The organism is Pantoea sp. EA-12 (assembly GCF_030053355.1).
In the GTDB taxonomy this organism is placed as follows: domain Bacteria; phylum Pseudomonadota; class Gammaproteobacteria; order Enterobacterales; family Enterobacteriaceae; genus Pantoea; species Pantoea vagans_C.
The window spans coordinates 80,674-103,304 of the sequence record NZ_JASGBY010000016.1 but is presented as its reverse complement, the minus strand read 5'-3'; the positions used below and the strand labels follow the sequence as shown (position 1 = coordinate 103,304).

Sequence of the window (22,631 nt, the reverse complement as noted above, 5' to 3'; positions counted from 1 at the left end):
TTTTTGCTTTCGAACTGAATGGTTGTTGTACACGGCAAAGATCTTCCCCCATGGACGGTGTCCTCTCTCTTGCTGGTGTATGTATGGCTCAATGAAAAGCAGCGCACCAGAGGCGGCATTGTTGTCCACTCCGGTCGCCTGCGCAAAATCATAGGAAGAAAGTCATGTCAGAGCTTCCCGATCGCCAGGCGATCAATGCCCTTTTTGCCGGGAATTATGCCGATCCCTTCTCTTTTCTGGGGATGCACCAAACTGTCGAAGGCCTCGAAGTGCGCGCATTGCTGCCTGATGCCTCGGAAGTGTGGGTAATTGAAACCAACACCGGTCGCAAATGCGCACAGCTTAAATGTCTGGATTCACGCGGTTTCTTCTGTGGTGTGATCCCACGCCGTAAAAACCTGTTTCGCTATCAGCTGGCGGTCACGTGGCACGGCCAGCAAAACCTGATCGACGATGCGTACCGCTTTGGCCCGCTCCTGGCGGAGATGGATGCCTGGCTGCTCGGCGAGGGCACGCATTTGCGCCCGTATGAAACCCTGGGCGCGCACGGTGCCACCATTGATGGCGTCAGCGGTACGCGTTTTTCCGTCTGGGCTCCCAACGCACGCCGTGTTTCCGTGGTGGGTGAATTCAATTTCTGGGATGGCCGCCGTCATCCGATGCGCTTCCGCCGTGAACTCGGTATCTGGGAATTGTTTGTGCCGGGCGCGGTGAATGGCCAGCTGTATAAATATGAAATCATTGATACTCATGGGCAGCTGCGCATTAAAGCGGACCCGTTTGCTTTTGAAGCGCAAATGCGTCCGCAAACGGCGTCAATGATCTGTGGTCTGCCGCCGAAAGTAGAGATGCTGCCACAGCGTAAAGCCGCGAATGCTTTTGATCAGCCGATCTCGATTTATGAAGTGCACCTCGGTTCCTGGCGTCGTCATACCGACAATAACTTTTGGCTGAGCTACAAAGAGCTGGCTGAACAGCTGGTGCCGTACGTCAAAGAGATGGGCTTTACGCACATTGAGTTGCTGCCAATCAACGAGCACCCGTTTGACGGCAGCTGGGGCTATCAGCCGCTGGGGATGTACGCGCCGACGCGCCGTTTTGGTACACGTGACGAATTTCGCCACTTTATTGCCGCGGCACACGATGCGGGGATTAACGTGCTGCTCGACTGGGTGCCAGGCCATTTCCCCAGTGATGACTTCGGGCTGGCGAAATTCGACGGTACCGAACTGTACGAACACAGCGATCCGCGCGAAGGCTACCATCAAGACTGGAACACTCTGATTTATAATTTCGGTCGGCGTGAAGTCAGTAACTATCTTTCCGGTAACGCGCTCTACTGGATGGAGCGTTTTGGCATTGACGGCTTACGTGTTGATGCCGTGGCTTCGATGATCTATCGCGATTACAGCCGCAAAGAGGGCGAATGGGTCCCCAACCACTTCGGCGGTCGTGAGAATCTTGAAGCGATTTCCTTCCTGCGTCACACCAACCGTACGCTGGGCCGTGCCGCGCCAGGCAGTATCAGCGTGGCGGAAGAGTCTACCGATTATCCCGGCGTGACGCGCCCCTCCGAAGATGGCGGCCTCGGCTTCTGGTTCAAATGGAATCTCGGCTGGATGCACGACACGCTCGACTACATGAAACTCGATCCGGTGCATCGTCGCTATCATCACAACCTGATGACCTTCGGCATGCTCTATAACTACACCGAAAACTTCGTGTTACCGCTGTCTCACGATGAAGTGGTACATGGCAAACGTTCGATACTCGACCGGATGCCGGGTGACGCATGGCAAAAGTTTGCCAACCTGCGCGCCTATTACGGTTGGATGTGGGGCTTCCCCGGTAAGAAACTGCAGTTTATGGGCAACGAGTTTGCTCAGGGGCGTGAGTGGAATCACGATACCAGCCTTGACTGGCACTTACTGGAAGGTGAGGACAACTGGCACAACGGCGTGCAGCGTTTGGTGCGCGATCTCAACCACAGCTACAAACACTTTGCGCCGCTCCATCAGCTGGATTTTGATGCACAGGGCTTTGAGTGGCTGGTGGTCGATGATCATGAGAATTCGGTGTTTGTGTTTGTACGCCGCGATCGTGAGGGCAATGAAATCATTGTCGTCAGTAACTTCACGCCGGTGGCGCGCCACGATTATCGTTTCGGCGTCAATCAGCAAGGTGGCTGGCGTGAGGTGTTGAATACCGACCAGCATGATTATCACGGCAGCGACGTGCGTAATCACGGCATCGTTCACACGGATGCGATTGAGAGTCATGGTCGGCCACAATCCCTCAGCCTGACTTTGCCGCCGCTGGCCACGATTTGGCTGGTGCGGGAGGGCGACTGATGCTGGAGACCGGGCAGCCGACGCCGTTGGGCGCCCACTATGACGGGCGCGGCGTGAACTTCACGCTGTTTTCCCGCCATGCCGAGCAGGTTGAACTGTGCTTATTTGACGCGCACGGCGTAGAGCGGCGCTTTCCCCTTCCGGCGCGTAGCGGCGATATCTGGCACGGCTATTTTCCCGCGCTTAAGCCAGGTCAACGTTATGGTTATCGCGTGCATGGCCCGTGGGCACCCCAGCAAGGTCATCGTTTTAATCCGGCCAAATTGTTGGTCGATCCCTGCGCCAAAGCGGTGGTCGGCGACATTCCCGATGATCCACGCTTTAGCGGCGGCGAGCAGCAGCCTGATGGCCAGGATAATGCCGCCATCGCACCGAAATCGCTGGTGATTGCCGAAGATTTCGACTGGGAAACGGATAAGCCCTTGAGGACGCCGTGGGGTAAAACGGTGATTTATGAGGCGCATGTGCGCGGCCTGACCCAGCAACATCCGGAAATTCCGGAAAGGCTGCGCGGGACTTATGCGGCGCTGGGCCATCCTGCTATGGTGAAGTACTTTCATCACCTTGGTATTACCGCGCTGGAGTTGCTGCCGATCGCCCATTTCGCCAGCGAGCCACGTTTGCTACGGCTTGGGCTCAGCAACTACTGGGGCTATAACCCGTTTGCGCTGTGGGCGGTGGACCCCCGCTACGCATCTGGCGAGCACGGTTTGACACCGTTGCAGGAGTTCCAGCAGGCCGTTAAAGCGCTGCATGCGGCGGGTATTGAGGTGATTCTTGATGTGGTGTTCAACCACACCGCCGAACTGGAAGAGATCGGCCCTAACATTTCGCTGCGCGGCGTAGATAACGCCAGCTATTACTGGCTCGACGCGCAGGGTGAATATCAAAACTGGACTGGCTGCGGTAACACGCTCAATCTCAGCGATCCGCAGGTGATGGATTGGGCCTTAGAAGCGCTGCGCTACTGGGTGCGGGACTGCCATATCGATGGTTTCCGCTTTGACCTGGCGAGCGTGTTAGGACGCACGCCGGAATACCGTCAGGATGCACCGCTGTTTGCTGCCATTAAGGCCTGCCCGCTGCTGTCGAAGGTCAAGCTGATTGCTGAACCCTGGGATATCGGCCCCGGCGGTTATCAGGTGGGGAATTTTCCCGCTGATTTCGCCGAGTGGAACGATCATTTCCGCGATGCCGCGCGCCGTTACTGGCTGCATGGTCAACTCAACAACGGTGACTTTGCCCGGCGCTTTGCGGCCTCCAGTGACGTATTCCAGCGTGACGGACGTCTGCCGCACGCCAGTATCAATCTGATTACTGCCCACGACGGCTTTACGCTGCGTGATGTGGTGAGCTTCAACAATAAACATAATCAGGCCAACGGTGAAGACAATCGTGACGGCAGTAGCAGCAACTTCAGCCATAACCATGGCAAAGAGGGGCTGCAGGTCAATTTCGATATTGTCGAACGGCGGCGGCGCAGTGTGCATGCGTTACTGACCACGCTCCTGCTGGCGCAGGGCACCCCGATGCTGCTGGCGGGGGATGAACGCGGTCACAGCCAGCACGGCAACAATAATGCGTACTGTCAGGACAACCCGCTGACCTGGCTGGCCTGGCAACAGGATGATTTTGGACTGGTCGACTTCACTGCCGCGTTAATCCGGCTGCGTCAGCGCATCCCTGCGCTGACCGCTGATCGCTGGTGGCAGGAGGGCGATGGCAACGTGCGGTGGTTCAATGCCAGCGGCAAACCACTGGAGAATGAGGAGTGGGAACAGGGGGCGCACAGAATGCAGATCCTGCTCTCCGGCCGCTGGTTAATAACAATCAACGCCACGGAATCGGTGAGTGACCTTGCCTTACCAGACGGAGAGTGGCGTGCCATTCCTCCTTTCGCCGGGGAAGATAACCCCATCCTGACAACTGTCTGGCACGGGCCCGCACACGGCGTGTGTGTGTTCCTAAAGCAATCATAAGGAGTCAGACATGGTTAAATTAGATAGAACAGATCATCTGATGCTGGCGCGCCAGCTCCCTACACAAACGGTTGCCCTGATCCTTGCTGGCGGGCGCGGTACGCGCCTGAAAGATCTCACCGCAAAACGCGCCAAACCTGCCGTGCACTTCGGTGGCAAGTTCCGCATCATCGACTTTGCGCTGTCGAACTGCATTAACTCGGGCATTCGGCGCATTGGCGTGATCACGCAATATCAGTCGCATACGTTGACGCAGCATATCCAGCGTGGCTGGTCACTGTTCAACGAAGAGATGAATGAGTTTGTTGATCTGCTGCCCGCACAGCAGCGTGCGTCAACCGAGCACTGGTATCGCGGTACCGCAGATGCGGTGTCGCAAAACCTCGACATCATTCGTCGCTACAACGCCCAATACATCGTCATTCTGGCGGGCGATCACATCTACAAAATGGATTACTCGCGCATGCTGCTTGACCATGCTGACCGTGGCGCGAAGTGCACCATCGCCTGTTTGCCGGTGCCGCTGGCGGAAGCCACGGCGTTTGGCGTGATGGCCGTAGACGCGGAAAACAACGTGGTGGATTTTGTCGAGAAACCGCCTAAACCGCCGTCAATGCCCGGTGATGACAGCAAAGCCTTAGCCAGTATGGGCATCTATGTGTTCAATGCTGACTACCTCTATCAGTTGCTGGAGGAGGATTTGCTGATCCCTGAATCCAGCCACGATTTCGGTAAAGACCTATTGCCGAAAATCGTCGCCAGCGGTGAGGCTTACGCGCACTCCTTCACCTTATCCTGCGTGCAGAACGACGAAAATGCTGAGCCGTACTGGCGAGACGTCGGGACGTTAGAGGCCTACTGGCGAGCCAATCTCGATCTGGCCTCGGTCACGCCGGAACTGGATATGTACGACCATGAATGGCCGATACGTACCCACATGGAGCCTCTGCCGCCGGCGAAGTTTGTGCAGGATCGCTCGGGCAGCCATGGCATGACGATGAACTCACTGGTGTCGGGCGGTTGCATCATCTCCGGTTCGGTGGTGGTGAATTCAGTGCTGTTCCCGCGTGTGCGCATCAACTCATTTTGCAATATCGACTCCTCGGTGCTGCTGCCTGATGTGGTCATTAACCGTTCCTGCCGTCTACGCCGCTGCGTGATCGATCGCGCCTGCGTGATCCCTGAAGGCATGGTGATTGGTGAAAACCCCGATGAAGACAGCCGCCGTTTTTACCGATCAGAAGAGGGCATCGTGCTGGTCACGCGCGCCATGCTGGCCAAACTGGCTGGCTGACCGCGAAAGCAACGAGCAAGACACACAGGCAATCGTCGCGGGGAACGCGAGCGATAACATAATAGGGGTCCAGGATGCAGGTTTTACATGTCTGTTCAGAACTTTTCCCGCTGCTGAAAACCGGCGGGTTGGCTGATGTTGTCGGCGCTTTGCCTCAGGCCCAAATTGCAGGTGGAACGGACGCGCGGGTGCTGATTCCCGCGTATCCGGATCTGCGTAAAGGGATCCCTGACACGGAGATTGTGGCGGAATTAAACACTTTTGCCGGGCCGGTCCGTTTATTATTTGGACAATTCAACGGAGTTGGCATTTATTTAATTGATGCACCGGGATTGTATGAGCGCCCTGGCAGCCCGTATCACGATACATCGCAGTTTGCTTATGTGGATAACTATCTGCGTTTTGCGCTACTTGGCTGGATGGGTGCCGAACTGGCAAGTGGGCTGGATACCTTCTGGCAACCCGATGTGGTGCATGCGCATGACTGGCACGCTGGCTTAACCTGCGCCTATATCGCCGCGCGTGGGCGTCCGGCGAAAACGGTGTTTACCGTGCATAACCTGGCGTATCAAGGATTGTTCAATGCGCGCCATCTGGATGAGATTCAGATCCCGCGCGCATTCTTTAACATGCATGGGCTGGAGTTCTACGGACAGATTTCCTATCTCAAAGCGGGTTTATTTTATGCCGATCATATTACGGCAGTCAGCCCGACTTATGCTCTGGAAATCACCCGACCCGAATTCGGTTACGGCATGGAATCGCTGCTTGAACAACGTCTGAAAGAGGGACGGCTGAGTGGCATCCTCAATGGCGTTGACCCCGGAATCTGGGACCCGGCACATGACTTGCTGCTGACGGCGCGTTACGACCGCGACACGCTGGAGAGCAAAGCCGAGAACAAGCGCCAACTGCAGATTGCCATGGGGCTAAAAATTGATGAGAAAGCGCCGGTGTTCTGTGTCATCAGCCGTCTGACGAAACAAAAGGGGCTGGATCTGGTGCTGGAAGCGTTGCCAGGATTACTGGCGCAGGGCGGCCAACTGGTGCTGCTGGGCCAGGGCGACGCGGAGTTACAACAAGGTTTTCTGGCCGCCGCGGCTGAGCATCCTGGCAGCGTAGGCGTGCAGATTGGCTATCATGAGGCGTTTTCGCACCGCATTGTTGGTGGTGCCGATGTGATCATGGTGCCGAGCCGTTTTGAGCCGTGTGGCCTCACACAGCTCTACGGTCTGAAATATGGCACGTTGCCGTTAGTACGCCGCACCGGTGGGCTGGCGGATACCGTGCAGGACAGTTCGCTGGAGAACCTCGCTGACGGGGTCGCAAGCGGTTTCAGTTTTGAAGACAGTAACGCCTGGTCGCTGCTGCGGGCGATTCGACGTGCTTTTGTTCTGTGGTCCCGTCCTTCGCTCTGGCGTTATGTTCAGCGCCAGGCCATGGGGATGGATTTTAGTTGGCAGGTGGCCGCACAAGCCTACCGCGATCTTTATCAACGTTTGCTGTAATCAGAGATTGGGATACTGGATATGAATGCACCTTTCACCTATGCCTCACCCACGCTAACGGTTGACGCACTGAAGCACTCAATCGCCTATAAACTGATGTTTACTATTGGTAAAGACCCCTCGATCGCCAATCAGCATGAGTGGCTCAACGCCGCACTGTTGGCGGTTCGCGACCGCATGGTGGAACGCTGGTTGCGCTCCAGCCGTGCACAGCTGTCACAGGATGTGCGCCAGGTCTATTACCTGTCGATGGAATTTCTCATGGGGCGCACGTTGGGCAATGCGTTGCTGGCGATGGGCATCTATGACGATCTCAATCAGGCGCTGGATGAGATGGGGCTCGACCTCAGTGAACTGATGGATGAGGAGAACGATCCCGGGCTGGGTAACGGCGGTCTGGGCCGTTTGGCCGCTTGCTTCCTGGATTCACTGGCGACGCTTGGCCTGCCAGGGCGCGGCTACGGCATCCGATATGACTACGGCATGTTTAAACAAAACATCGTTGACGGTCAGCAGCGTGAATCACCGGATTACTGGCTGGAATACGGTAACCCTTGGGAGTTCCAGCGCTTTAACACGCGCTATAAAGTGCGTTTTGGTGGCCGTTTGCAGCATGAAGGCGCGCGCGTGCGCTGGCTGGAAACCGAAGAGATTATTGCGGCTGCTTACGATCAGATCATCCCCGGATACGACACCGACGCCACCAATACTTTGCGCTTGTGGAGCGCCCAGGCCAGCAACGAGATCAACCTGGGTAAATTCAACCAAGGTGATTACTTTGCGGCGGTGGAGGACAAAAACCACTCAGAGAACGTGTCGCGCGTGCTCTATCCCGATGACTCTACCGATTCAGGCCGCGAACTCCGCCTGCGTCAGGAGTATTTCCTTGTGTCAGCCACGGTGCAGGACATCCTGAACCGCCACTGGCAGATGCATGAAACCTGGGACAATCTGGCAGATAAAATCGCCATCCACCTGAATGATACGCATCCGGTGCTGGCGATCCCCGAGTTGATGCGCTTGTTGATCGATGATCACAAGTTCACGTGGGACGATGCCTTTGAAGTGACCTGCCAGGTGTTCTCCTACACCAACCACACGCTGATGAGTGAAGCGCTGGAAACCTGGCCGGTGGATATGTTTGGCAAGATTCTGCCGCGTCACCTTAGCATCGTGTTTGAAATCAACGATTACTTCCTTAAAACCATCCAGGAGTATTACCCGGATGACTGGGATCTGATGGCGCGTATCTCGATTATTGATGAGAACAACGGCCGTAAGATCCGCATGGCCTGGCTGGCGGTGGTGGTGAGCCACAAAGTGAATGGGGTATCAGAGCTGCACTCCAACCTGATGGTGCAGTCACTGTTCGCCGATTTTGCGCGCCTGTTCCCCGGCCGTTTCTGCAATAAAACCAACGGCGTGACGCCGCGTCGTTGGCTGGCCTTGGCTAACCCGGCGCTGTCGGAGGTGCTGGATGACACCATCGGCCGCAACTGGCGTACCGATCTTAGCCAACTCAGCGAACTGACCCCGCACGTTGATTACCCGGCATTTATTGAGCAGATTAGTGATGCCAAGTTCGCCAACAAAAAGCGGTTAGCGGATTGGGTAGCGAAGAACATGGATATCGTGCTGGATCCGCACGCTTTGTTTGACGTGCAGATCAAACGTATTCACGAATACAAACGTCAACTGCTTAACGTGTTGCACGTTATCACTCGTTACAACCGTATCAAGGCCGATCCCACCGCAGACTGGGTGCCACGCGTGAATATCTTTGCCGGCAAAGCGGCTTCAGCCTATTACGTGGCGAAGCACATCATTCATCTGATCAACGATGTCGCCAATGTGATCAACAACGATCCGCAGGTGAAGAACAAGCTGAAAGTGGTGTTTATTCCCAATTACAGCGTGAGCCTGGCGCAGATCATTATTCCGGCGGCGGATCTCTCTGAACAAATCTCCACTGCAGGTACAGAAGCTTCCGGCACCAGTAATATGAAGTTCGCGCTCAATGGCGCATTAACCATTGGTACGCTGGATGGTGCTAACGTCGAGATGCGCGAGCACGTGGGTGCGGAGAATATCTTTATCTTTGGCAACACCACGCCGCAGGTTGAGAAACTGCGTCAGGATGGCTATAACCCGCGTAAGTACTACGAGGAAGATGCCGAACTGCATCAGGCACTGACACAAATCGCCAGCGGCGTGTTCAGTCCTGGGGATGTAGGGCGCTATCGCAATCTGTTTGATGCGCTGGTGAACTTCGGTGACCACTATCAATTGTTGGCCGATTACCGCAGCTATGTGGATACTCAGGATAAGGTGGACAAGCTTTATCGTCAGCCAGATGAGTGGCAGCGGTGTGCGGCGTTGAACATCGCTAATATGGGTTACTTCTCAGCGGACAGAACGATTCAGGAATACGCGGATGAGATTTGGCATATTTCGCCGGTGAGGTTGTAAACCCTAAATTAGCTACCTAAAGCGTCACATTTAGAATCCCCAAAATCATTTGAACGGCGGGAAGGCGGCAAGCGAACGAATCCCCGGGAGCTTACTTAAGTAAGTGACCGGGGTGAGAGAACGCAGCCAATGCACCCGCCGTTCAAAGGATGAAGGGGATTACTTCAACGTAATACTTTTAACGATCGCATCAGCATCGCTCTGCGCCTGCTGCTGATTGTCTGCTGGCAGAGTGATCTGCAGGGTCAGCAGTTTGCCATCTACCTTCGCCAGAATCACGGAAGACCAAGAGGTCTGATTGTTGGCAGAAATCACCGTATCCAGCTGCTGAGCTGGCTGGTCTTTCAGCGTAATGGCTTTGTTAGACACCACTTGCAGCTGCGGGTCGCGATTGCGTTGCTGCTGCTCCAGGCGCTGAGAGAGTGCATCCAGCGCTTCGTTGGTGGGATCGCCGGCAATCACGATAATCGCGCGCTGGCCGGTTTCATCGGCGTAGACGTGCATATTCGTAGATTCAGAGCCGAGTTTGCCGCTCTTATCAGACATGCCCGCAGGCAGATTGAAGCTCAACTTGCCGTCCATCAGATTGACGGTCTGAGCGGACTGACTGGCGCTGGCACCGTTGCTGCCTGCTGCCGCATCATCTTTCTTCTGGTCACAGGCCGCAAGACCCAACACCAACAGACCAATACCCGCATATTTCACTAAATTACGCATTCTTTTCCCTTTATTGATTCCAGTCTGGTGCTTTCCACCCGCTATAAAAACGGAATCGGCGGTTAAAAGCAACCGCCGTACTGTCAGGAAATCTTAGCGCGCTGCGGCGTTTCGTCTATGTGCAATTAGCCGAAATTCATCTGGCGCGGTGCAGAACGTTCAGCCAGGCGTTTCAACATGCTGTTAAGCAGTACACCGTATGCGGGCAGGAAGAAAATCATGCAGATCAGCACTTTGAAGCTGTAATCCACCATGGCAATCTCCACCCAGTGGGCTGCCATAAACGGGTCTGGGCTCTTATAAAAAGCGATGAAGAAGAAAGCCAGCGTATCGCTGATATTACCGAGGAACATGGCGGCTGCCGGGGCTATCCACCACTGCGGTAAACGACGCAAACGGTTAAAAACGTGGACATCCAGAATCTGACCCAGCGCATAAGCCATAAAGCTGGCGCTGGCAATACGGGCGACAAACAGGTTCACCTGCTCCAGTGAGGCCCAGCCCTGCCATTCACCTTGGTAAAACACGCAGGAGACCACATAGGAGATAAACAGTGCCGGGATCATCACCGCCAAAATAATGCGACGGGCTAAAGGCGCGCCAAAAATGCGCACGGTGAGATCGGTAGCGAGGAAAATAAACGGAAAGCTAAACGCGCCCCACGTGGTGTGGAAGCCGAAAATTGAGACCGGCAGCTGTACCAGGTAGTTACTGGAGGTGATCACCAGCAGATGGAATAGCGATAGCCAAAACAGCGCATGCATGCGCTGACGTGCAGAAAAATCAATCATGTAAGACCTTTTTAGTAATGGGGTGAGGGAACCCAACTATCCTCTTCATACTTCGCGTTGTAGCTGCGTTAGCTGCATTCGCGTACCCCAGTCACTTACTTGAGTAAGCTCCTGGGGATACACGCCCTTGCCGCCTTGCTAAAACGCGAATTATTTAGGGGATAGCGTAGTATCTGTTGAAAAAACGGCGGCGATTTTAGCGCGTTGCGCAATTTAAGCAATGGTTAATTTTAACGCAATCGTTATCGCCTTGCGCTGGAGATTAAGCGCGCTAGAATGAGCGCCCACCACGAACAAAGACAGAGAATCATGAGCGATCCTTTTTCTGCGCCGGACCACACGCTTGATGCTTTGGGGTTACGTTGCCCTGAGCCGGTGATGATGGTGCGCAAAACCGTACGCACCATGCAGACAGGTGAAACCCTGCTGATCATTGCTGACGATCCCGCCACCACGCGCGACATACCGGGATTTTGCCGCTTTATGGAACATCAGTTGCTGGCACAGCAAACGGAAACGCTGCCGTACCAGTATCTGATTCAGAAAGGCCAGGCTTAACGCTGACGCAGGAGCCGCAGTGCGTTAGCCGTGACTAACGCCGTGGCGCCGGAGTCTGCCAGCACCGCTAACCACAAACCGGTAAAGCCGAGCAGCGTGGTGATCAGGAAAATCCCCTTCAAGCCGAGCGCAATCGCAATGTTCTGACGAATAATGGCGCGCGTGCGGCGCGCCAGTAATACCGTGCGCGGTAGCAGCGTCAGGCGGTTTTGCGTTAAGGCTGCATCGGCGGCTTCCAGTGCCACATCGGTGCCGCTGCCCATCGCGATACCCAGCGTTGCCGCTTTCATTGCGGGCGCATCGTTAATGCCATCGCCGACCATCGCCAAAGACTGCGCTTCACCCAACTTGCGTACCGCCTCGACTTTATCGGCGGGCAGCAGCCCAGCGCGATAATCAATACTGAGTTCAGCCGCAATCGCCGCCGCGGCTCGCGGGTTATCGCCGGTCAGCATCAGGCTGTTGATACCTAACGCTTTCAACTGCGACACTGCCGTCTTCGCCTCTTCTCGCAGTTGATCCTGCAGGGCCAACGCGCCGAGGACTGTCTGCGCTTGCAACAGCAGCACCACCGTCTGGCCTTGCGCTTCTCGTTGCGCAATTAGCTGTTGCTGATCGTCAGTGAGAACATTGACATCGCGCGGGGCCAGTAGCTGATAACTCACTCCCTCAACCTGGGCGCGGATACCGCTTCCGGCCAATGCTTGTTGATGTTGTGCTTGCGGTAACGCCAGTTGGCGACGTTCGGCTTCACGCACAATCGCCAGCGCCAAAGGATGGCTGGAGCCTTGTTCAACGGCAGCCGCCAGTCCAAGCAGCGCGTTCTCTTGCTGTGTGCCGAAGACATCTATCTGTGTGACCTGTGGTTTGCCTGCGGTTAAAGTGCCGGTTTTATCGAAGGCCATGGTCTGGATGCGGCTCAGTCGCTCCAGTGCCGCACCGCCTTTGATCAGCGCACCCTGGCGTGCCGCGGCGGCTAAACCAGAGGTGATCGCCGCCGGTGTTGAAATCACCAGGGCACAGGGGCAACCGATCAGCAGCAACGTCAAACCTTTATAAATCCACGGCAGCCATGCAGCACCCGCCACCAATGGCGGTAAAAGCATCACCATTAGTGCCAGCAGCATAATGGCGGGGGTATAAATGCGGCTGAAGCGATCGATAAAGCGTTCAACCGGGGCGCGATGGGTTTCGGCCTCTTCAATCAGTTGCAGAATGCGGTCAATGGCACTTTGGCCCGGCTGGGAGATGACTTTCAGGGTCACCAGACGATCCACGCTGGTGGCACCTGCCATCACCGTTTCACCTGGCTGGCGCACAACCGGCACAGATTCACCGGTCAACGCGCTTTCATCAAAGCTGGCGCTGAGGTTCAGCAGTTCAGCATCGGCCGGTAAACGCCCACCGGCAGCGACTTCAATCCTGTCGCCGGGATGTAACTCTTCCAGCGCTACCTGCTCACGCTGCGCGCCATTCACACGGGTGGCGGTAGCAGGGCGCAGGGCCATCAAGGCGGTTACGCCCCGACGCGCACGGGTGGCGGCATAAGATTCCAGACGTTCACCCAGTTGGAACAGCATCAGCACCATGGCCGCTTCAGCGTGGGCGCCGATCAATAGCGCACCGGCGGCAGCGAGGGTCATCAGGGTTTCGATGCTAAAGGGCGAGCCGCCGCGCAGCAGTTTCCAGGCGCTGCGGGCAATCGGTGCCAGGCCAATCAGCGTGGTCACCACGAACAGGCGATCGCCCCACAGCGGTGAAACCTGGCTGAGCAGCCAACTGGCCAGCATCAGCAGTGCCAATAGCATCAGGCCAGCATTCTCGCGCCAGCGGTTGGGTGCGGCGGTCTGCGCTTGCGGATCGTTTGAGGTGAGCATGAAGCCGACATTTTTCACGGCTTGTTCTATGGCTGCGCGAATATCCTGGTCCGCATCCACCACCAGTTTTTCACTGGCAAAGATAACGCGTGCTGTGCTGACCTGCGGGATCTGCTTTACCGCGCTTTCAATTTTGCGCGCACAGCTAGGGCAATCCATCCCGGCGATTTGCCAGCGGAACTGATGGGAAGAGGAGCCGGGCCTGTCGCTTTCGGCGTCGCTTTCACCGCCTGGGCTGGCGCTGTCGTTGTCGCAGCAGCCGCAACCACTTTCCGGTGTGGCGGGCAGGGCGGCAGAGATTTTCAGCGTGGTGGGCGATGCGCTGCGAATGGCGCACAGCGGTTGAGGCTTGCTATGGGATTTCCCACAGCGGCAAGAATGAGTATGTGCGTGCATGTGACCTCCGGTATCAGGTGCGGGCCACTGCCCGCAACCTGAATGCTACACTCTGGAGTCCACTCCAGAGTCAAGCGTTAAAGGTCAGTATTTATTCAGTAGAGCCACAGCGAGCGCACAATCATAAAGTGACCGGCAAAGTAGCAGGCCGCAACAATGGCGCTATCAGCACTGAAACGGCGGCGATAATGACTGATAAACCAGACAATATTGGCTAACAGCAGCAGTCCTGCACCGACCAGCAGCGAGAAGCTGAAGTCAGTCGGGCGGAAGAAGTAGTTTTCCGCTGCCATCCAGTTCATCACCAGCGTCATGCCAATCAGCGTGCAGATCGGCCAACGCAAATCTTCGAGTTTTGACCAGATGATGCCAATCACCACGGCACCTATCACCAGCAGAGTCACCGGGATCGGCCAGAAGAAGCTCATAGTCATGTGCGCGGCAAAGCTGATGGTATACAGCAGGTGTGACAGGAAGAATGCGCCCAGCGCATAGAGCATCTGCTGGCGTGGCAATAATGTCAGCGCATCGCCAACCAATGTGGCGACCAGCCCAGCGAGGATCAAATAGTCGGTGGTGTTGAGCGTCGGCGCCTGCCAGGCCCAGGCCACCAGCAGCAGTAAGGTCACGGGTTTGAACAGCCAGCGCTGCCATTGCGGGCCACGGTATGAAGCATCAACGTAGAGCCAACCGGAAAAAAGTACGGCAAGAAAAGACCAAAGCATGTTTTCTCCCTTTTCTGAACACGCAGTCCAGAGTATTGAATTTTCCCAAAATCGCGATCCCAGTGTAAGTTACCGGCGGCGAATGTGACAATCGGTCAACTCTGGTTGTATGCTTTGTCGTCTTTAATTGTTCTATTATCAACGCAAAGCACGAGAGAAAACATGAGCAAACCACCGCTACTCTTTTTTATTGTTCTGGCGATTATTGCCGTTTTGGCGACCCGTCAGTTTATCAAGCAACGCCGTGAAACTGCGGTCAATGACGCTTCCCCGGTTCGTTCTCTGAGCGTGGAAGTCAAAACCAAACGTGAGTATCCGTCGCCCAATCGCCGTTCACGCCAGCGTGAAGAGATTGTGGCTGAAGACATGAAGTATGAAGCCCTGTTTCATCCGCTGAATGGTGCAAGTGACATCAAAGTGGTGGTCAGCGCCAATGATTATCATCAAATCGATAAGGGTGCGAAGGGGGAGTTGAAGATGAAGGGCAGTCGCTTTGTCAGCTTTACCCCAGCGCAATAAAATCGGCCGCGATGGCGGCCGATTTCTCTACATCTTAGGATAATGCTTCTTCTGCCACGCCAGCAGTTCAAACACGCCGAAAAAGAAAATCTTCGCCTGAGTTGCGCCACTGAGCTTCGGTGCTTCTTTGGGCTGCGTGGCGCGCAGTAAGACCAGCTGCAAGCCATGCATAATCACCATGAAGAACAAGGCAACGTGGACGAAGTAACGCAGCGGCGTCGGGAAAGGATGAACCAGATTCAGCAGTAGAAAAGCCCAGACGCAAATCATCAGTAAACGTCCCAGATTAAGCCACATCGTGCGTCTCCTGTTGGCGTTGATAAAGGCGATAGGCGACCTGTCCGGCAATCTTCTCGCGGTATAAATCCCAGTTGGCGGGTGCAACCGGCGTGCCATGCTCGACTTCACTCTCCACGTAAATTAGCGCGTTCTCTGCCAGCCAGCCGTTTTTTTCAAGCAGCGTCAATGTTTCCAGCAATAGTCCTTTACGGAACGGCGGGTCCACAAACACCACATCAAACGGCTCGCCCGGCTGATTCAGCCACTGCAAAGTGTTGGTCTGCACCACGGTCCCTTGGGTTGCACGCAGTGTTTGCAGGTTCTGCGACAGCTGTTGCGCCACCGCTCGTTCCATTTCAAGCAGCGTGGCTGAAGCGGCATAGCGTGACAGCGCTTCCAACCCGAGCGCGCCGCTACCGGCGAAGCAGTCGAGGCAGCGTGCTTCCTGAATATCGGGGGCCAGCCAGTTGAACAGGGTTTCGCGTACGCGATCGGTGGTCGGGCGTAAGCCAGCGCTGTCAGGCACCGGTAATTTGCGACCGCGCCACTGCCCGCCGATGATGCGGATTTGGCCAGCAGCGCCACTGCTGCGGGGTGATTTACTCATTTCGCTCACAACTCGTCATAATTTGTTGCGTAGTTTAACGGGCGCAGCAAGGAGAAGAAACGTAAAAAAGGGTGCTGTGGTGCGCTGGCTGGAAAGTGTTAGACTACTGAGTTGATATGGCGCGCGTAATTGCCTGATTTTTACGCGGCTCGTGCGTCAATAATTGAATTTTTTATCCCCTGGGAACAGCGTGCAACCGGGAATAAGCCATCGAGGAGTGTGGTTACACAATGGCAAAAGAGAAAAAACGCGGCTTTTTTTCCTGGCTAGGCTTTGGCAAAGAAGAAGAGACGCAACAGCCTGCGGAAGAGCAGCAAGCGCATGAGCCCATCGCTGAAGAGAGCGCATTAGCAAGCGCCGAAGCGCAGGCCGAAGAGACGGTTGCCGTCACTGAGCAGGTTGCCGAAGCGCAACAGGCACCAGTGGAAGAGCCTGTTGCCGAGCCGATTGTCGCTGCTGAAGAAGCGGTGCTGCCGGAAGTGGAAGTGCAACCCGACGTTGTGCCTGTCGAAGAAGAGCCGCAGGCCGAAACGCTAATTGTTGAAGCACCCATCGAGCCGGTGATCGAGCCGCAACAGCCTGTTATCGAAGCGCCGGTTGAGCCAGTGATTGAGCCGCAACAGCCTGTTATTGAAGCACCGGTTGAGCCAGAAGACGACGCGTTAAGCGACGAGGAGCTGGAAGCGCTGGCATTAGCGGAAACCTATGCCGAAGATGCAGAAGCGGAAGCGCAGGACACCGTCAGCGATCTGCCGCTGGCCGCGGCACCGATCGTCACGCAGGAGCAAGAGCGTCCAACCAAAGAAGGCTTCTTTGCCCGCCTGAAACGCAGCCTGGTGAAAACCCGTGAAAACCTGGGTTCTGGGTTTATCGGTCTGTTCCGTGGCAAAAAAATCGATGACGACCTGTTTGAAGAGCTGGAAGAACAGCTGCTGATCGCCGATGTCGGTGTGGAAACCACGCGCCGCATCATCGCCAATTTGACGCAGCAGGCGAATCGTAAGCAGCTGCGCGATGCAGAGGCCTTGTACGGCCTGCTGAAAGCTGAAATGGCCGGCATTCTGGAAAAAGTGGACGAGCCGCTGGATGTTAGCGGCAAAACGCCGTTTGTGATCCTGATGGTTGGCGTTAACGGCGTAGGCAAAACCACCACCATTGGTAAGCTGGCGCGTCAGTACCAGGCGCAAGGCAAATCAGTGATGCTGGCGGCAGGCGACACCTTCCGTGCAGCTGCTGTTGAGCAGTTGCAGGTGTGGGGCCAACGCAACAACATTCCGGTAGTGGCACAGCACACGGGCGCGGACTCCGCATCGGTGATTTTTGATGCCATTCAGGCCGCTAAATCACGTCAGGTGGATGTGCTGATCGCCGATACCGCAGGTCGCTTGCAGAACAAAGCGCACCTGATGGAAGAACTGAAGAAAATCACCCGTGTGATGAAGAAGTTGGATGAGGATGCGCCACACGAAGTGATGCTGACCCTCGACGCCAGCACCGGGCAAAATGCGGTAAGCCAGGCCAAACTGTTCCATGAAGCGGTGGGCTTAACCGGCATTACCTTGACCAAGCTTGACGGCACCGCGAAAGGTGGCGTGATCTTCTCGGTTGCCGATCAGTTCGGCATTCCGATTCGCTATATCGGTGTCGGGGAAGGCATCGAGGATTTACGGCCGTTCAAGGCCGAGGACTTTATTGAGGCACTGTTTGCCCGAGAGGAATGATTGGGATGATTCGCTTTGAAGAGGTCAGTAAGGCTTACCTGGGAGGACGTCAGGCGCTACAGGGGGTGGATTTTCATCTGCGTCCCGGTGAAATGGCGTTCCTGACCGGCCATTCCGGCGCGGGGAAAAGTACCTTACTGAAACTGATTTGTGGCATTGAGCGCCCGAGCGCCGGGCAGATCTGGTTTAGCGGCCACGATATTTCGCGTCTGCGTCACAGTGAAGTCCCTTTCCTGCGACGTCAGATCGGCATGATTTTCCAGGATCACCACTTGCTGATGGATCGTTCGGTCTACGACAACGTGGCTATCCCGCTGATTATCTCCGGTGCCAGCGGTGAGGACATTCGTCGTCGTGTGTCGGCGGCGCTGGATAAAGTTGGTCTGCTCGACAAAGCGAAAAGTTATCCTATCCAGCTCTCAGGCGGTGAACAGCAGCGTGTCGGCATTGCGCGTGCGGTGGTGAATAAGCCGGCGGTTTTGCTGGCAGATGAACCGACCGGTAACCTCGACAATGCGCTGTCAGAAGACATTCTGCGACTGTTTGAAGAGTTTAACCGCGTGGGTGTCACGGTGCTGATGGCAACGCATGACACCGGGCTGATTGCACGGCGGAATTACCGCCTGATGACGCTGAATCAGGGACGTCTGCACGGAGGCCACGATGGTCAATAAACGCAATAAACGCCCAGCAGCGCCGAAAGCGACGAAGCAACCTTCGAAAAGCAAGGCGTTAAAAGGTGGCTGGCAGGAGCAGTGGCGTTATGCGTGGCGCGGTACGTTATCGGATATGTATCGCCAGCCGCTGGCCACGCTGCTGACGGTGATGGTGATCGCCATCTCGCTGACGCTGCCGAGCGTTTGCTACATGGTGTGGAAAAACGTCAGCCAGGCGGCCACACAATGGTATCCCGCGCCGCAGCTTACCGTGTATCTCGACAAAGCGCTGGACGATAGCGCCGCCGAGAACGTCACCGCTGAACTGAAAAAGTTAGATGGCGTGGATAATGTCAACTATCTGACGCGTGAAGAAGCGCTGAATGAGTTCCGTAACTGGTCCGGCTTTGGCGGCTCAATGGACATGCTGGAGCAGAATCCGCTGCCTGCTGTGGCCATTATCACGCCGAAGCTCAATTTCCAGAATTCAGACACCATGGCCAATCTGCGCGATCGGGTCGCGAAAGTGCAGGGCGTTGATGAAGTGCGTATGGATGACAGCTGGTTTGCTCGCTTAGCCGCCTTAACCGGGCTGGTGGGGCAAATCGCCTCGATGATTGGCTTGCTGATGGTGGTCGCCGTGTTCCTGGTGATCGGCAACAGTGTGCGACTCAGCATTTTCGCCCGCCGCGATACCATTAACGTGCAAAAACTGATCGGTGCCACCGACGGCTTCATTCTGCGTCCATTCCTGTATGGCGGTGCGCTGCTCGGTTTCAGCGGCGCGGTGTTGTCTCTGATCCTCTCCGAGGTATTGGTATTGCGCTTGCAGTCCGTGGTGGCGCAGGTCGCCTCGGTGTTTGGCACCACCTTTGTTTTGGAAGGTTTTTCCTGGGACGAAGGACTGCTGCTGCTGCTGATCGCCGCCATTATCGGCTGGATTGCCGCGTGGTTAGCGACTGTACAACATTTACGCCGATTTACGCCGCAGTAACCAACAGCAACGTTTTTTGATATACTCTTCCTCTGCTGCCGACGATCTGGGAGCAGAGGACTCTTCCTGTTTATCCCGCCGTCATCTGTGTGTAAAATATTCACTGCTAATATTGAACTTGTGGATAACTTTGTCGTCCAAGTAGCACAGATTGCTTTTGGTTTTTTCGCGACGTTGACATAATGTAACGTCTGCGCAAGGAACTGTGCAGCAAGTCCATTGAATTTGTGAGGGTTTGAATGACCAAAGAAATGCAAACTTTAGCGATTGCGCCTCTGGGTAACCTGGAATCATACGTCCGGGCTGCCAATAACTGGCCGGTATTAACGGCAGAAGAGGAGAAAGCATTAGCGGAGAAACTGCATTACCAGGGCGATCTGGATGCAGCTAAGACGCTGATCCTGTCTCACCTGCGCTTTGTTGTTCATATTGCTCGTAACTACTCCGGTTACGGCCTGCCACAGGCTGACCTGATTCAGGAAGGTAACATTGGCCTGATGAAGGCGGTGCGTCGCTTCAACCCTGAAGTGGGCGTGCGCCTGGTGTCGTTTGCCGTGCACTGGATCAAAGCAGAAATTCACGAATACGTACTGCGTAACTGGCGTATCGTGAAAGTTGCGACCACGAAAGCACAGCGTAAGCTGTTCTTTAACTTGCGTAAAAGCAAGCAGCGTCTGGGCTGGTTTAACCAGGACGAAGTGGAAATGGTCGCGCGCGAGCTTGGCGTGAGCAGCAAAGATGTGCTCGAGATGGAATCTCGTATGGCCGCGCAGGATATGACCTTCGATATGTCTTCAGATGATGAAGCAGGCGAAGGCAAGCCGATGGCTCCGGTGCTGTATCTGCAGGATAAAACCTCTGACTTTGCTGATGGCATTGAAGAGGACAACTGGGATGCACACGCCGCAGATAAACTGAGCGATGCAATGCTGAGCCTCGATGAGCGTAGCCAGCACATCATCCGTGCCCGTTGGCTGGATGAAGAGAACAAAACCACGCTGCAGGAACTGGCCGATCAATACGGCGTCTCTGCTGAGCGCGTGCGTCAGTTAGAAAAGAACGCCATGAAGAAACTGCGTATGGCGATTGAAGCCTGATAAGTGTCAGGTGCAAAACGGGGCGACCAGCGGGTCGCCCTTTTTTTTGCTCGACACATCCGTAGCGGCGCTTGATTTGACAGTCGCCATAAATGGCGACCCTTCGGGAGATGGGTGTAGGGTGCGCATTAATGCACACCGGGTAAAAAACCGCTCATCACACGTTATTAACGCACCCAACCGTCCGCTTGCGCACGAAAACCACAGGCCCGCATAAACGCAGCGCGAATCTCCTGATCGCTCTCGCCGTCATCGGCCACCCACCAATTCGCGACCTCGCGGTTCTGCGCGATAGTGTCTTCCAGCAGATATTGCCCTACGCCACGACGGCGCGTGACCTCACGCACATTCAGTTGCGAAATCTTCCCCTGTGTCCCACTCATCTCCAGCTGTAACGCCGCTAGCAGGCGATCGTTAAAGCGGGCGGCGTACACACGCTGCGCCTCGCTTAATGCGGCTTCCAGTTGCGCAATATCGATCTGCGGCCAGACTTTAGCTAAATCCAACCGATCCTGTGGCGTCAGTGCGGTGATCCGCTGAATAGTGAGCTTCATTACCCTTACCTGTACTGGCAGAAAGGCCATAGTGTAGCGAATTTAGACAGTCAGCGTGCTGTCACTTTTTTGCGATGAAAATAGGTCAAATGCCAGCCTGTTTGCCAGGATTGTGGAGTAAGTCATCAATGATCGTTGAAAAAGCCAGCATAACACGCTGGGTAGCTGGCTAAATTACGGCCATAACAACCAGATGATTCTGCTGTTCAACGCGACTAATTCTAAATATGTCAGTTGATTTACAGAAGAAAGTTCCTGTTTAATAACCTGAAAAATAAAGCCTTATTACCAATAAATGCCAAAAAAGAGCGCTAACTCATTATTCTAAAATCAGTTTTCCTCTTTGACTGGCAGAAAATAAACCAATCACAACAGACACACGACACAACAGATGGGGAAGTACGCATGAAAATGAGTAAAGGACGCGCATTACTGGCGGGTTGCGTTGCGTTGGCACTGAGCCACGCGGCACTGGCTAAAGACATCAAAATTGCCATCGTTGGCGCAGCAACTGGCCCGGTTGCCCAGTACGGTGACATGCAGTTCACCGGTGCAGCGCAGGCGATCAAGGACATTAACGCCAAAGGCGGTGTTAATGGTGACAAACTGGTTGGCGTGGAATATGACGATGCCTGTGACCCGAAACAAGCGGTTGCAGTGGCCAACAAAGTGGTTAACGACGGCATCAAATACGTTATCGGCCACCTTTGCTCTTCTTCGACTCAGCCTGCTTCCGACATCTACAATGATGAAGGCATTCTGATGATCACCCCGGCTGCCACCGCTCCCGAGCTGACAGCGCGTGGCTATGCTGACGTACTGCGCACCACCGGTCTGGATTCGGATCAGGGTCCAACCGCAGCGACTTACATCCTGAATGAGATCAAACCAAAACGTATCGCTGTGGTGCACGACAAGCAGCAGTACGGTCAGGGTCTGGCAGAATCCGTGCAGAAAACCCTGAAAGCCAAAGGCGGCAACGTGGTGCTGTTTGAAGGTATCACCGCCGGTGACAAAGATTTCTCTACGCTGATTGCGCGTCTGAAGAAAGAGAACGTCGATTTCGTTTACTACGGCGGCTACTACCCAGAGCTGGGCCAGATTCTGCGCCAGGCGAAATCAGCAGGTCTGAACGCGGGCTTCATGGGCCCAGAAGGTGTAGGCAACGCATCACTGTCTAACATCGCGGGTGATGCCTCTGAAGGCCTGTATGTCACCTTGCCGAAGCGTTATGACCAGCTGCCAGAGAACAAGGCGATTGTTGAGGCGATCAAAGCCAACACTGCATCTAACCGCAAAGATCCAACCGGTCCGTTCGTCTGGACCACCTATGCCGCCATTCAGTCACTGGTGGCCGGTATCGAGCGCAGCAAGAGCGACGAGCCAGATGCGATTGCTAAGAACCTGAAAGAGGGCGCTGCGGTTCCAACCGTGATGGGTAACCTGAACTGGGATCAGAAAGGTGACCTGAAGGGCTTTGAATTTGGTGTCTTCAAATGGCACAAAGACGGTTCATCTACCGCCGTTAAGTAATTCCCA

Annotated in this window: 19 protein-coding genes; 12 read left to right on the top strand and 7 right to left on the bottom strand. The window is 55.2% G+C overall.

Going from position 1 to position 22,631, the window contains the following annotated elements; all coding sequences use genetic code 11:
* Nucleotides 1–164 precede the first annotated feature (164 nt).
* The 5 genes from glgB (at nucleotide 165) to glgP (ending at nucleotide 9,601) form a co-directional block, all read left to right on the top strand.
* A complete protein-coding gene (glgB, locus tag QMZ30_RS20815; RefSeq protein ID WP_283228809.1) occupies nucleotides 165–2,351 on the top strand; it encodes a 1,4-alpha-glucan branching enzyme in 2,187 nt (728 codons plus the stop codon).
* Nucleotides 2,351–4,330, top strand: a complete 1,980-nt coding sequence (gene glgX, locus QMZ30_RS20810) for a glycogen debranching protein GlgX (RefSeq protein WP_283228808.1) — start codon at nucleotides 2,351–2,353, stop codon at nucleotides 4,328–4,330. The genes glgB and glgX overlap by 1 nt, the downstream gene beginning before the upstream one ends.
* 10 nt (nucleotides 4,331–4,340) lie before the next feature.
* Nucleotides 4,341–5,624, top strand: coding sequence for a glucose-1-phosphate adenylyltransferase (gene glgC / locus QMZ30_RS20805; protein WP_039333966.1), 1,284 nt, complete (start codon nucleotides 4,341–4,343; stop codon nucleotides 5,622–5,624).
* A gap of 74 nt (nucleotides 5,625–5,698) precedes the next feature.
* Nucleotides 5,699–7,132 carry a glycogen synthase GlgA gene (gene glgA, locus QMZ30_RS20800; protein WP_039333965.1) on the top strand — a complete coding sequence of 478 codons (1,434 nt, stop codon included), beginning with the start codon at nucleotides 5,699–5,701 and terminating at the stop codon, nucleotides 7,130–7,132.
* A 21-nt stretch (nucleotides 7,133–7,153) separates the two neighbouring features.
* Nucleotides 7,154–9,601 carry a glycogen phosphorylase gene (gene glgP / locus QMZ30_RS20795; RefSeq protein WP_283228807.1) on the top strand — a complete coding sequence of 816 codons (2,448 nt, stop codon included), beginning with the start codon at nucleotides 7,154–7,156 and terminating at the stop codon, nucleotides 9,599–9,601.
* Between the two features lie 159 nt (nucleotides 9,602–9,760).
* On the opposite strand, the gene QMZ30_RS20790 is transcribed toward glgP, so the two are convergent.
* Both QMZ30_RS20790 and QMZ30_RS20785 read right to left on the bottom strand, forming a co-directional pair.
* Complete coding sequence (locus QMZ30_RS20790; protein WP_039337516.1) at nucleotides 9,761–10,318, bottom strand: DcrB family lipoprotein; 558 nt, start codon at nucleotides 10,316–10,318, stop codon at nucleotides 9,761–9,763.
* Between the two features lie 125 nt (nucleotides 10,319–10,443).
* Nucleotides 10,444–11,109 (bottom strand): 7-cyano-7-deazaguanine/7-aminomethyl-7-deazaguanine transporter, encoded by a 666-nt coding sequence (locus QMZ30_RS20785; protein WP_283228806.1) that lies wholly within the window; start codon nucleotides 11,107–11,109, stop codon nucleotides 10,444–10,446.
* A gap of 309 nt (nucleotides 11,110–11,418) precedes the next feature.
* Between QMZ30_RS20785 and tusA the strand changes: the two genes are divergently transcribed.
* The gene (gene tusA / locus QMZ30_RS20780) at nucleotides 11,419–11,667 is read left to right on the top strand and encodes a sulfurtransferase TusA (protein WP_283228805.1); all 249 of its coding nucleotides are present in this window, start codon (nucleotides 11,419–11,421) and stop codon (nucleotides 11,665–11,667) included.
* Here the strand turns inward: tusA and QMZ30_RS20775 are convergent.
* On the bottom strand, nucleotides 11,664–13,940 hold the full coding sequence (locus QMZ30_RS20775) for a zinc/cadmium/mercury/lead-transporting ATPase (RefSeq protein ID WP_283228804.1): 2,277 nt from the start codon (nucleotides 13,938–13,940) through the stop codon (nucleotides 11,664–11,666). The genes tusA and QMZ30_RS20775 overlap by 4 nt on opposite strands.
* A 95-nt stretch (nucleotides 13,941–14,035) precedes the next feature.
* The gene (locus QMZ30_RS20770) at nucleotides 14,036–14,665 is read right to left on the bottom strand and encodes a lysoplasmalogenase (RefSeq protein ID WP_058972271.1); all 630 of its coding nucleotides are present in this window, start codon (nucleotides 14,663–14,665) and stop codon (nucleotides 14,036–14,038) included.
* Nucleotides 14,666–14,827: 162 nt separating this feature from the next.
* Between QMZ30_RS20770 and QMZ30_RS20765 the strand changes: the two genes are divergently transcribed.
* Complete coding sequence (locus QMZ30_RS20765; RefSeq protein WP_039331734.1) at nucleotides 14,828–15,184, top strand: DUF2500 domain-containing protein; 357 nt, start codon at nucleotides 14,828–14,830, stop codon at nucleotides 15,182–15,184.
* 27 nt (nucleotides 15,185–15,211) lie between these two features.
* Here the strand turns inward: QMZ30_RS20765 and QMZ30_RS20760 are convergent, their stop codons facing one another.
* Both QMZ30_RS20760 and rsmD read right to left on the bottom strand, forming a co-directional pair.
* Nucleotides 15,212–15,481: a DUF1145 family protein gene (locus QMZ30_RS20760; protein ID WP_039331733.1), complete on the bottom strand. Its 270-nt coding sequence runs from the start codon at nucleotides 15,479–15,481 to the stop codon at nucleotides 15,212–15,214.
* Entirely contained in the window at nucleotides 15,471–16,070 is a 600-nt protein-coding gene (gene rsmD, locus QMZ30_RS20755) for a 16S rRNA (guanine(966)-N(2))-methyltransferase (RefSeq protein WP_039331731.1), read from the bottom strand. The genes QMZ30_RS20760 and rsmD overlap by 11 nt, the downstream gene beginning before the upstream one ends.
* 230 nt (nucleotides 16,071–16,300) lie before the next feature.
* Here rsmD and ftsY point away from each other — a divergent pair, with 230 nt between their 5' ends.
* The 4 genes from ftsY to rpoH all read left to right on the top strand — a co-directional run bounded on the left by ftsY (nucleotide 16,301) and on the right by rpoH (nucleotide 20,538).
* Entirely contained in the window at nucleotides 16,301–17,791 is a 1,491-nt protein-coding gene (gene ftsY / locus QMZ30_RS20750) for a signal recognition particle-docking protein FtsY (protein WP_283228803.1), read from the top strand.
* A gap of 5 nt (nucleotides 17,792–17,796) precedes the next feature.
* The gene (ftsE, locus tag QMZ30_RS20745) at nucleotides 17,797–18,465 is read left to right on the top strand and encodes a cell division ATP-binding protein FtsE (RefSeq protein WP_039331726.1); all 669 of its coding nucleotides are present in this window, start codon (nucleotides 17,797–17,799) and stop codon (nucleotides 18,463–18,465) included.
* Nucleotides 18,455–19,441, top strand: coding sequence for a permease-like cell division protein FtsX (ftsX, locus tag QMZ30_RS20740; RefSeq protein ID WP_039331725.1), 987 nt, complete (start codon nucleotides 18,455–18,457; stop codon nucleotides 19,439–19,441). Before ftsE ends, ftsX begins: the two co-directional genes overlap by 11 nt.
* Nucleotides 19,442–19,680: 239 nt before the next feature.
* Nucleotides 19,681–20,538, top strand: coding sequence for an RNA polymerase sigma factor RpoH (gene rpoH, locus QMZ30_RS20735; RefSeq protein WP_039331724.1), 858 nt, complete (start codon nucleotides 19,681–19,683; stop codon nucleotides 20,536–20,538).
* A gap of 167 nt (nucleotides 20,539–20,705) precedes the next feature.
* On the opposite strand, the gene panM is transcribed toward rpoH, so the two are convergent.
* Nucleotides 20,706–21,092: an aspartate 1-decarboxylase autocleavage activator PanM gene (gene panM, locus QMZ30_RS20730; RefSeq protein ID WP_283228802.1), complete on the bottom strand. Its 387-nt coding sequence runs from the start codon at nucleotides 21,090–21,092 to the stop codon at nucleotides 20,706–20,708.
* Nucleotides 21,093–21,497: 405 nt separating this feature from the next.
* On the opposite strand from panM, the gene QMZ30_RS20725 reads away from it, so the two are divergent.
* Nucleotides 21,498–22,625, top strand: a complete 1,128-nt coding sequence (locus QMZ30_RS20725) for a branched-chain amino acid ABC transporter substrate-binding protein (protein WP_039331722.1) — start codon at nucleotides 21,498–21,500, stop codon at nucleotides 22,623–22,625.
* Nucleotides 22,626–22,631: the final 6 nt, after the last annotated feature.

What these genes read in the sequence shown, in the direction of transcription:
- glgB (WP_283228809.1), top strand. Translation starts at nt 165, where the DNA reads ATGTCAGAGCTTCCCGATCGCCAGGCGATCAATGCCCTTTTTGCCGGG.
- glgX (WP_283228808.1), top strand. Translation starts at nt 2,351, where the DNA reads ATGCTGGAGACCGGGCAGCCGACGCCGTTGGGCGCCCACTATGACGGG.
- glgC (WP_039333966.1), top strand. Translation starts at nt 4,341, where the DNA reads ATGGTTAAATTAGATAGAACAGATCATCTGATGCTGGCGCGCCAGCTC.
- glgA (WP_039333965.1), top strand. Translation starts at nt 5,699, where the DNA reads ATGCAGGTTTTACATGTCTGTTCAGAACTTTTCCCGCTGCTGAAAACC.
- glgP (WP_283228807.1), top strand. Translation starts at nt 7,154, where the DNA reads ATGAATGCACCTTTCACCTATGCCTCACCCACGCTAACGGTTGACGCA.
- QMZ30_RS20790 (WP_039337516.1), bottom strand. Translation starts at nt 10,318, where the DNA reads ATGCGTAATTTAGTGAAATATGCGGGTATTGGTCTGTTGGTGTTGGGT.
- QMZ30_RS20785 (WP_283228806.1), bottom strand. Translation starts at nt 11,109, where the DNA reads ATGATTGATTTTTCTGCACGTCAGCGCATGCATGCGCTGTTTTGGCTA.
- tusA (WP_283228805.1), top strand. Translation starts at nt 11,419, where the DNA reads ATGAGCGATCCTTTTTCTGCGCCGGACCACACGCTTGATGCTTTGGGG.
- QMZ30_RS20775 (WP_283228804.1), bottom strand. Translation starts at nt 13,940, where the DNA reads ATGCACGCACATACTCATTCTTGCCGCTGTGGGAAATCCCATAGCAAG.
- QMZ30_RS20770 (WP_058972271.1), bottom strand. Translation starts at nt 14,665, where the DNA reads ATGCTTTGGTCTTTTCTTGCCGTACTTTTTTCCGGTTGGCTCTACGTT.
- QMZ30_RS20765 (WP_039331734.1), top strand. Translation starts at nt 14,828, where the DNA reads ATGAGCAAACCACCGCTACTCTTTTTTATTGTTCTGGCGATTATTGCC.
- QMZ30_RS20760 (WP_039331733.1), bottom strand. Translation starts at nt 15,481, where the DNA reads ATGTGGCTTAATCTGGGACGTTTACTGATGATTTGCGTCTGGGCTTTT.
- rsmD (WP_039331731.1), bottom strand. Translation starts at nt 16,070, where the DNA reads ATGAGTAAATCACCCCGCAGCAGTGGCGCTGCTGGCCAAATCCGCATC.
- ftsY (WP_283228803.1), top strand. Translation starts at nt 16,301, where the DNA reads ATGGCAAAAGAGAAAAAACGCGGCTTTTTTTCCTGGCTAGGCTTTGGC.
- ftsE (WP_039331726.1), top strand. Translation starts at nt 17,797, where the DNA reads ATGATTCGCTTTGAAGAGGTCAGTAAGGCTTACCTGGGAGGACGTCAG.
- ftsX (WP_039331725.1), top strand. Translation starts at nt 18,455, where the DNA reads ATGGTCAATAAACGCAATAAACGCCCAGCAGCGCCGAAAGCGACGAAG.
- rpoH (WP_039331724.1), top strand. Translation starts at nt 19,681, where the DNA reads ATGACCAAAGAAATGCAAACTTTAGCGATTGCGCCTCTGGGTAACCTG.
- panM (WP_283228802.1), bottom strand. Translation starts at nt 21,092, where the DNA reads ATGAAGCTCACTATTCAGCGGATCACCGCACTGACGCCACAGGATCGG.
- QMZ30_RS20725 (WP_039331722.1), top strand. Translation starts at nt 21,498, where the DNA reads ATGAAAATGAGTAAAGGACGCGCATTACTGGCGGGTTGCGTTGCGTTG.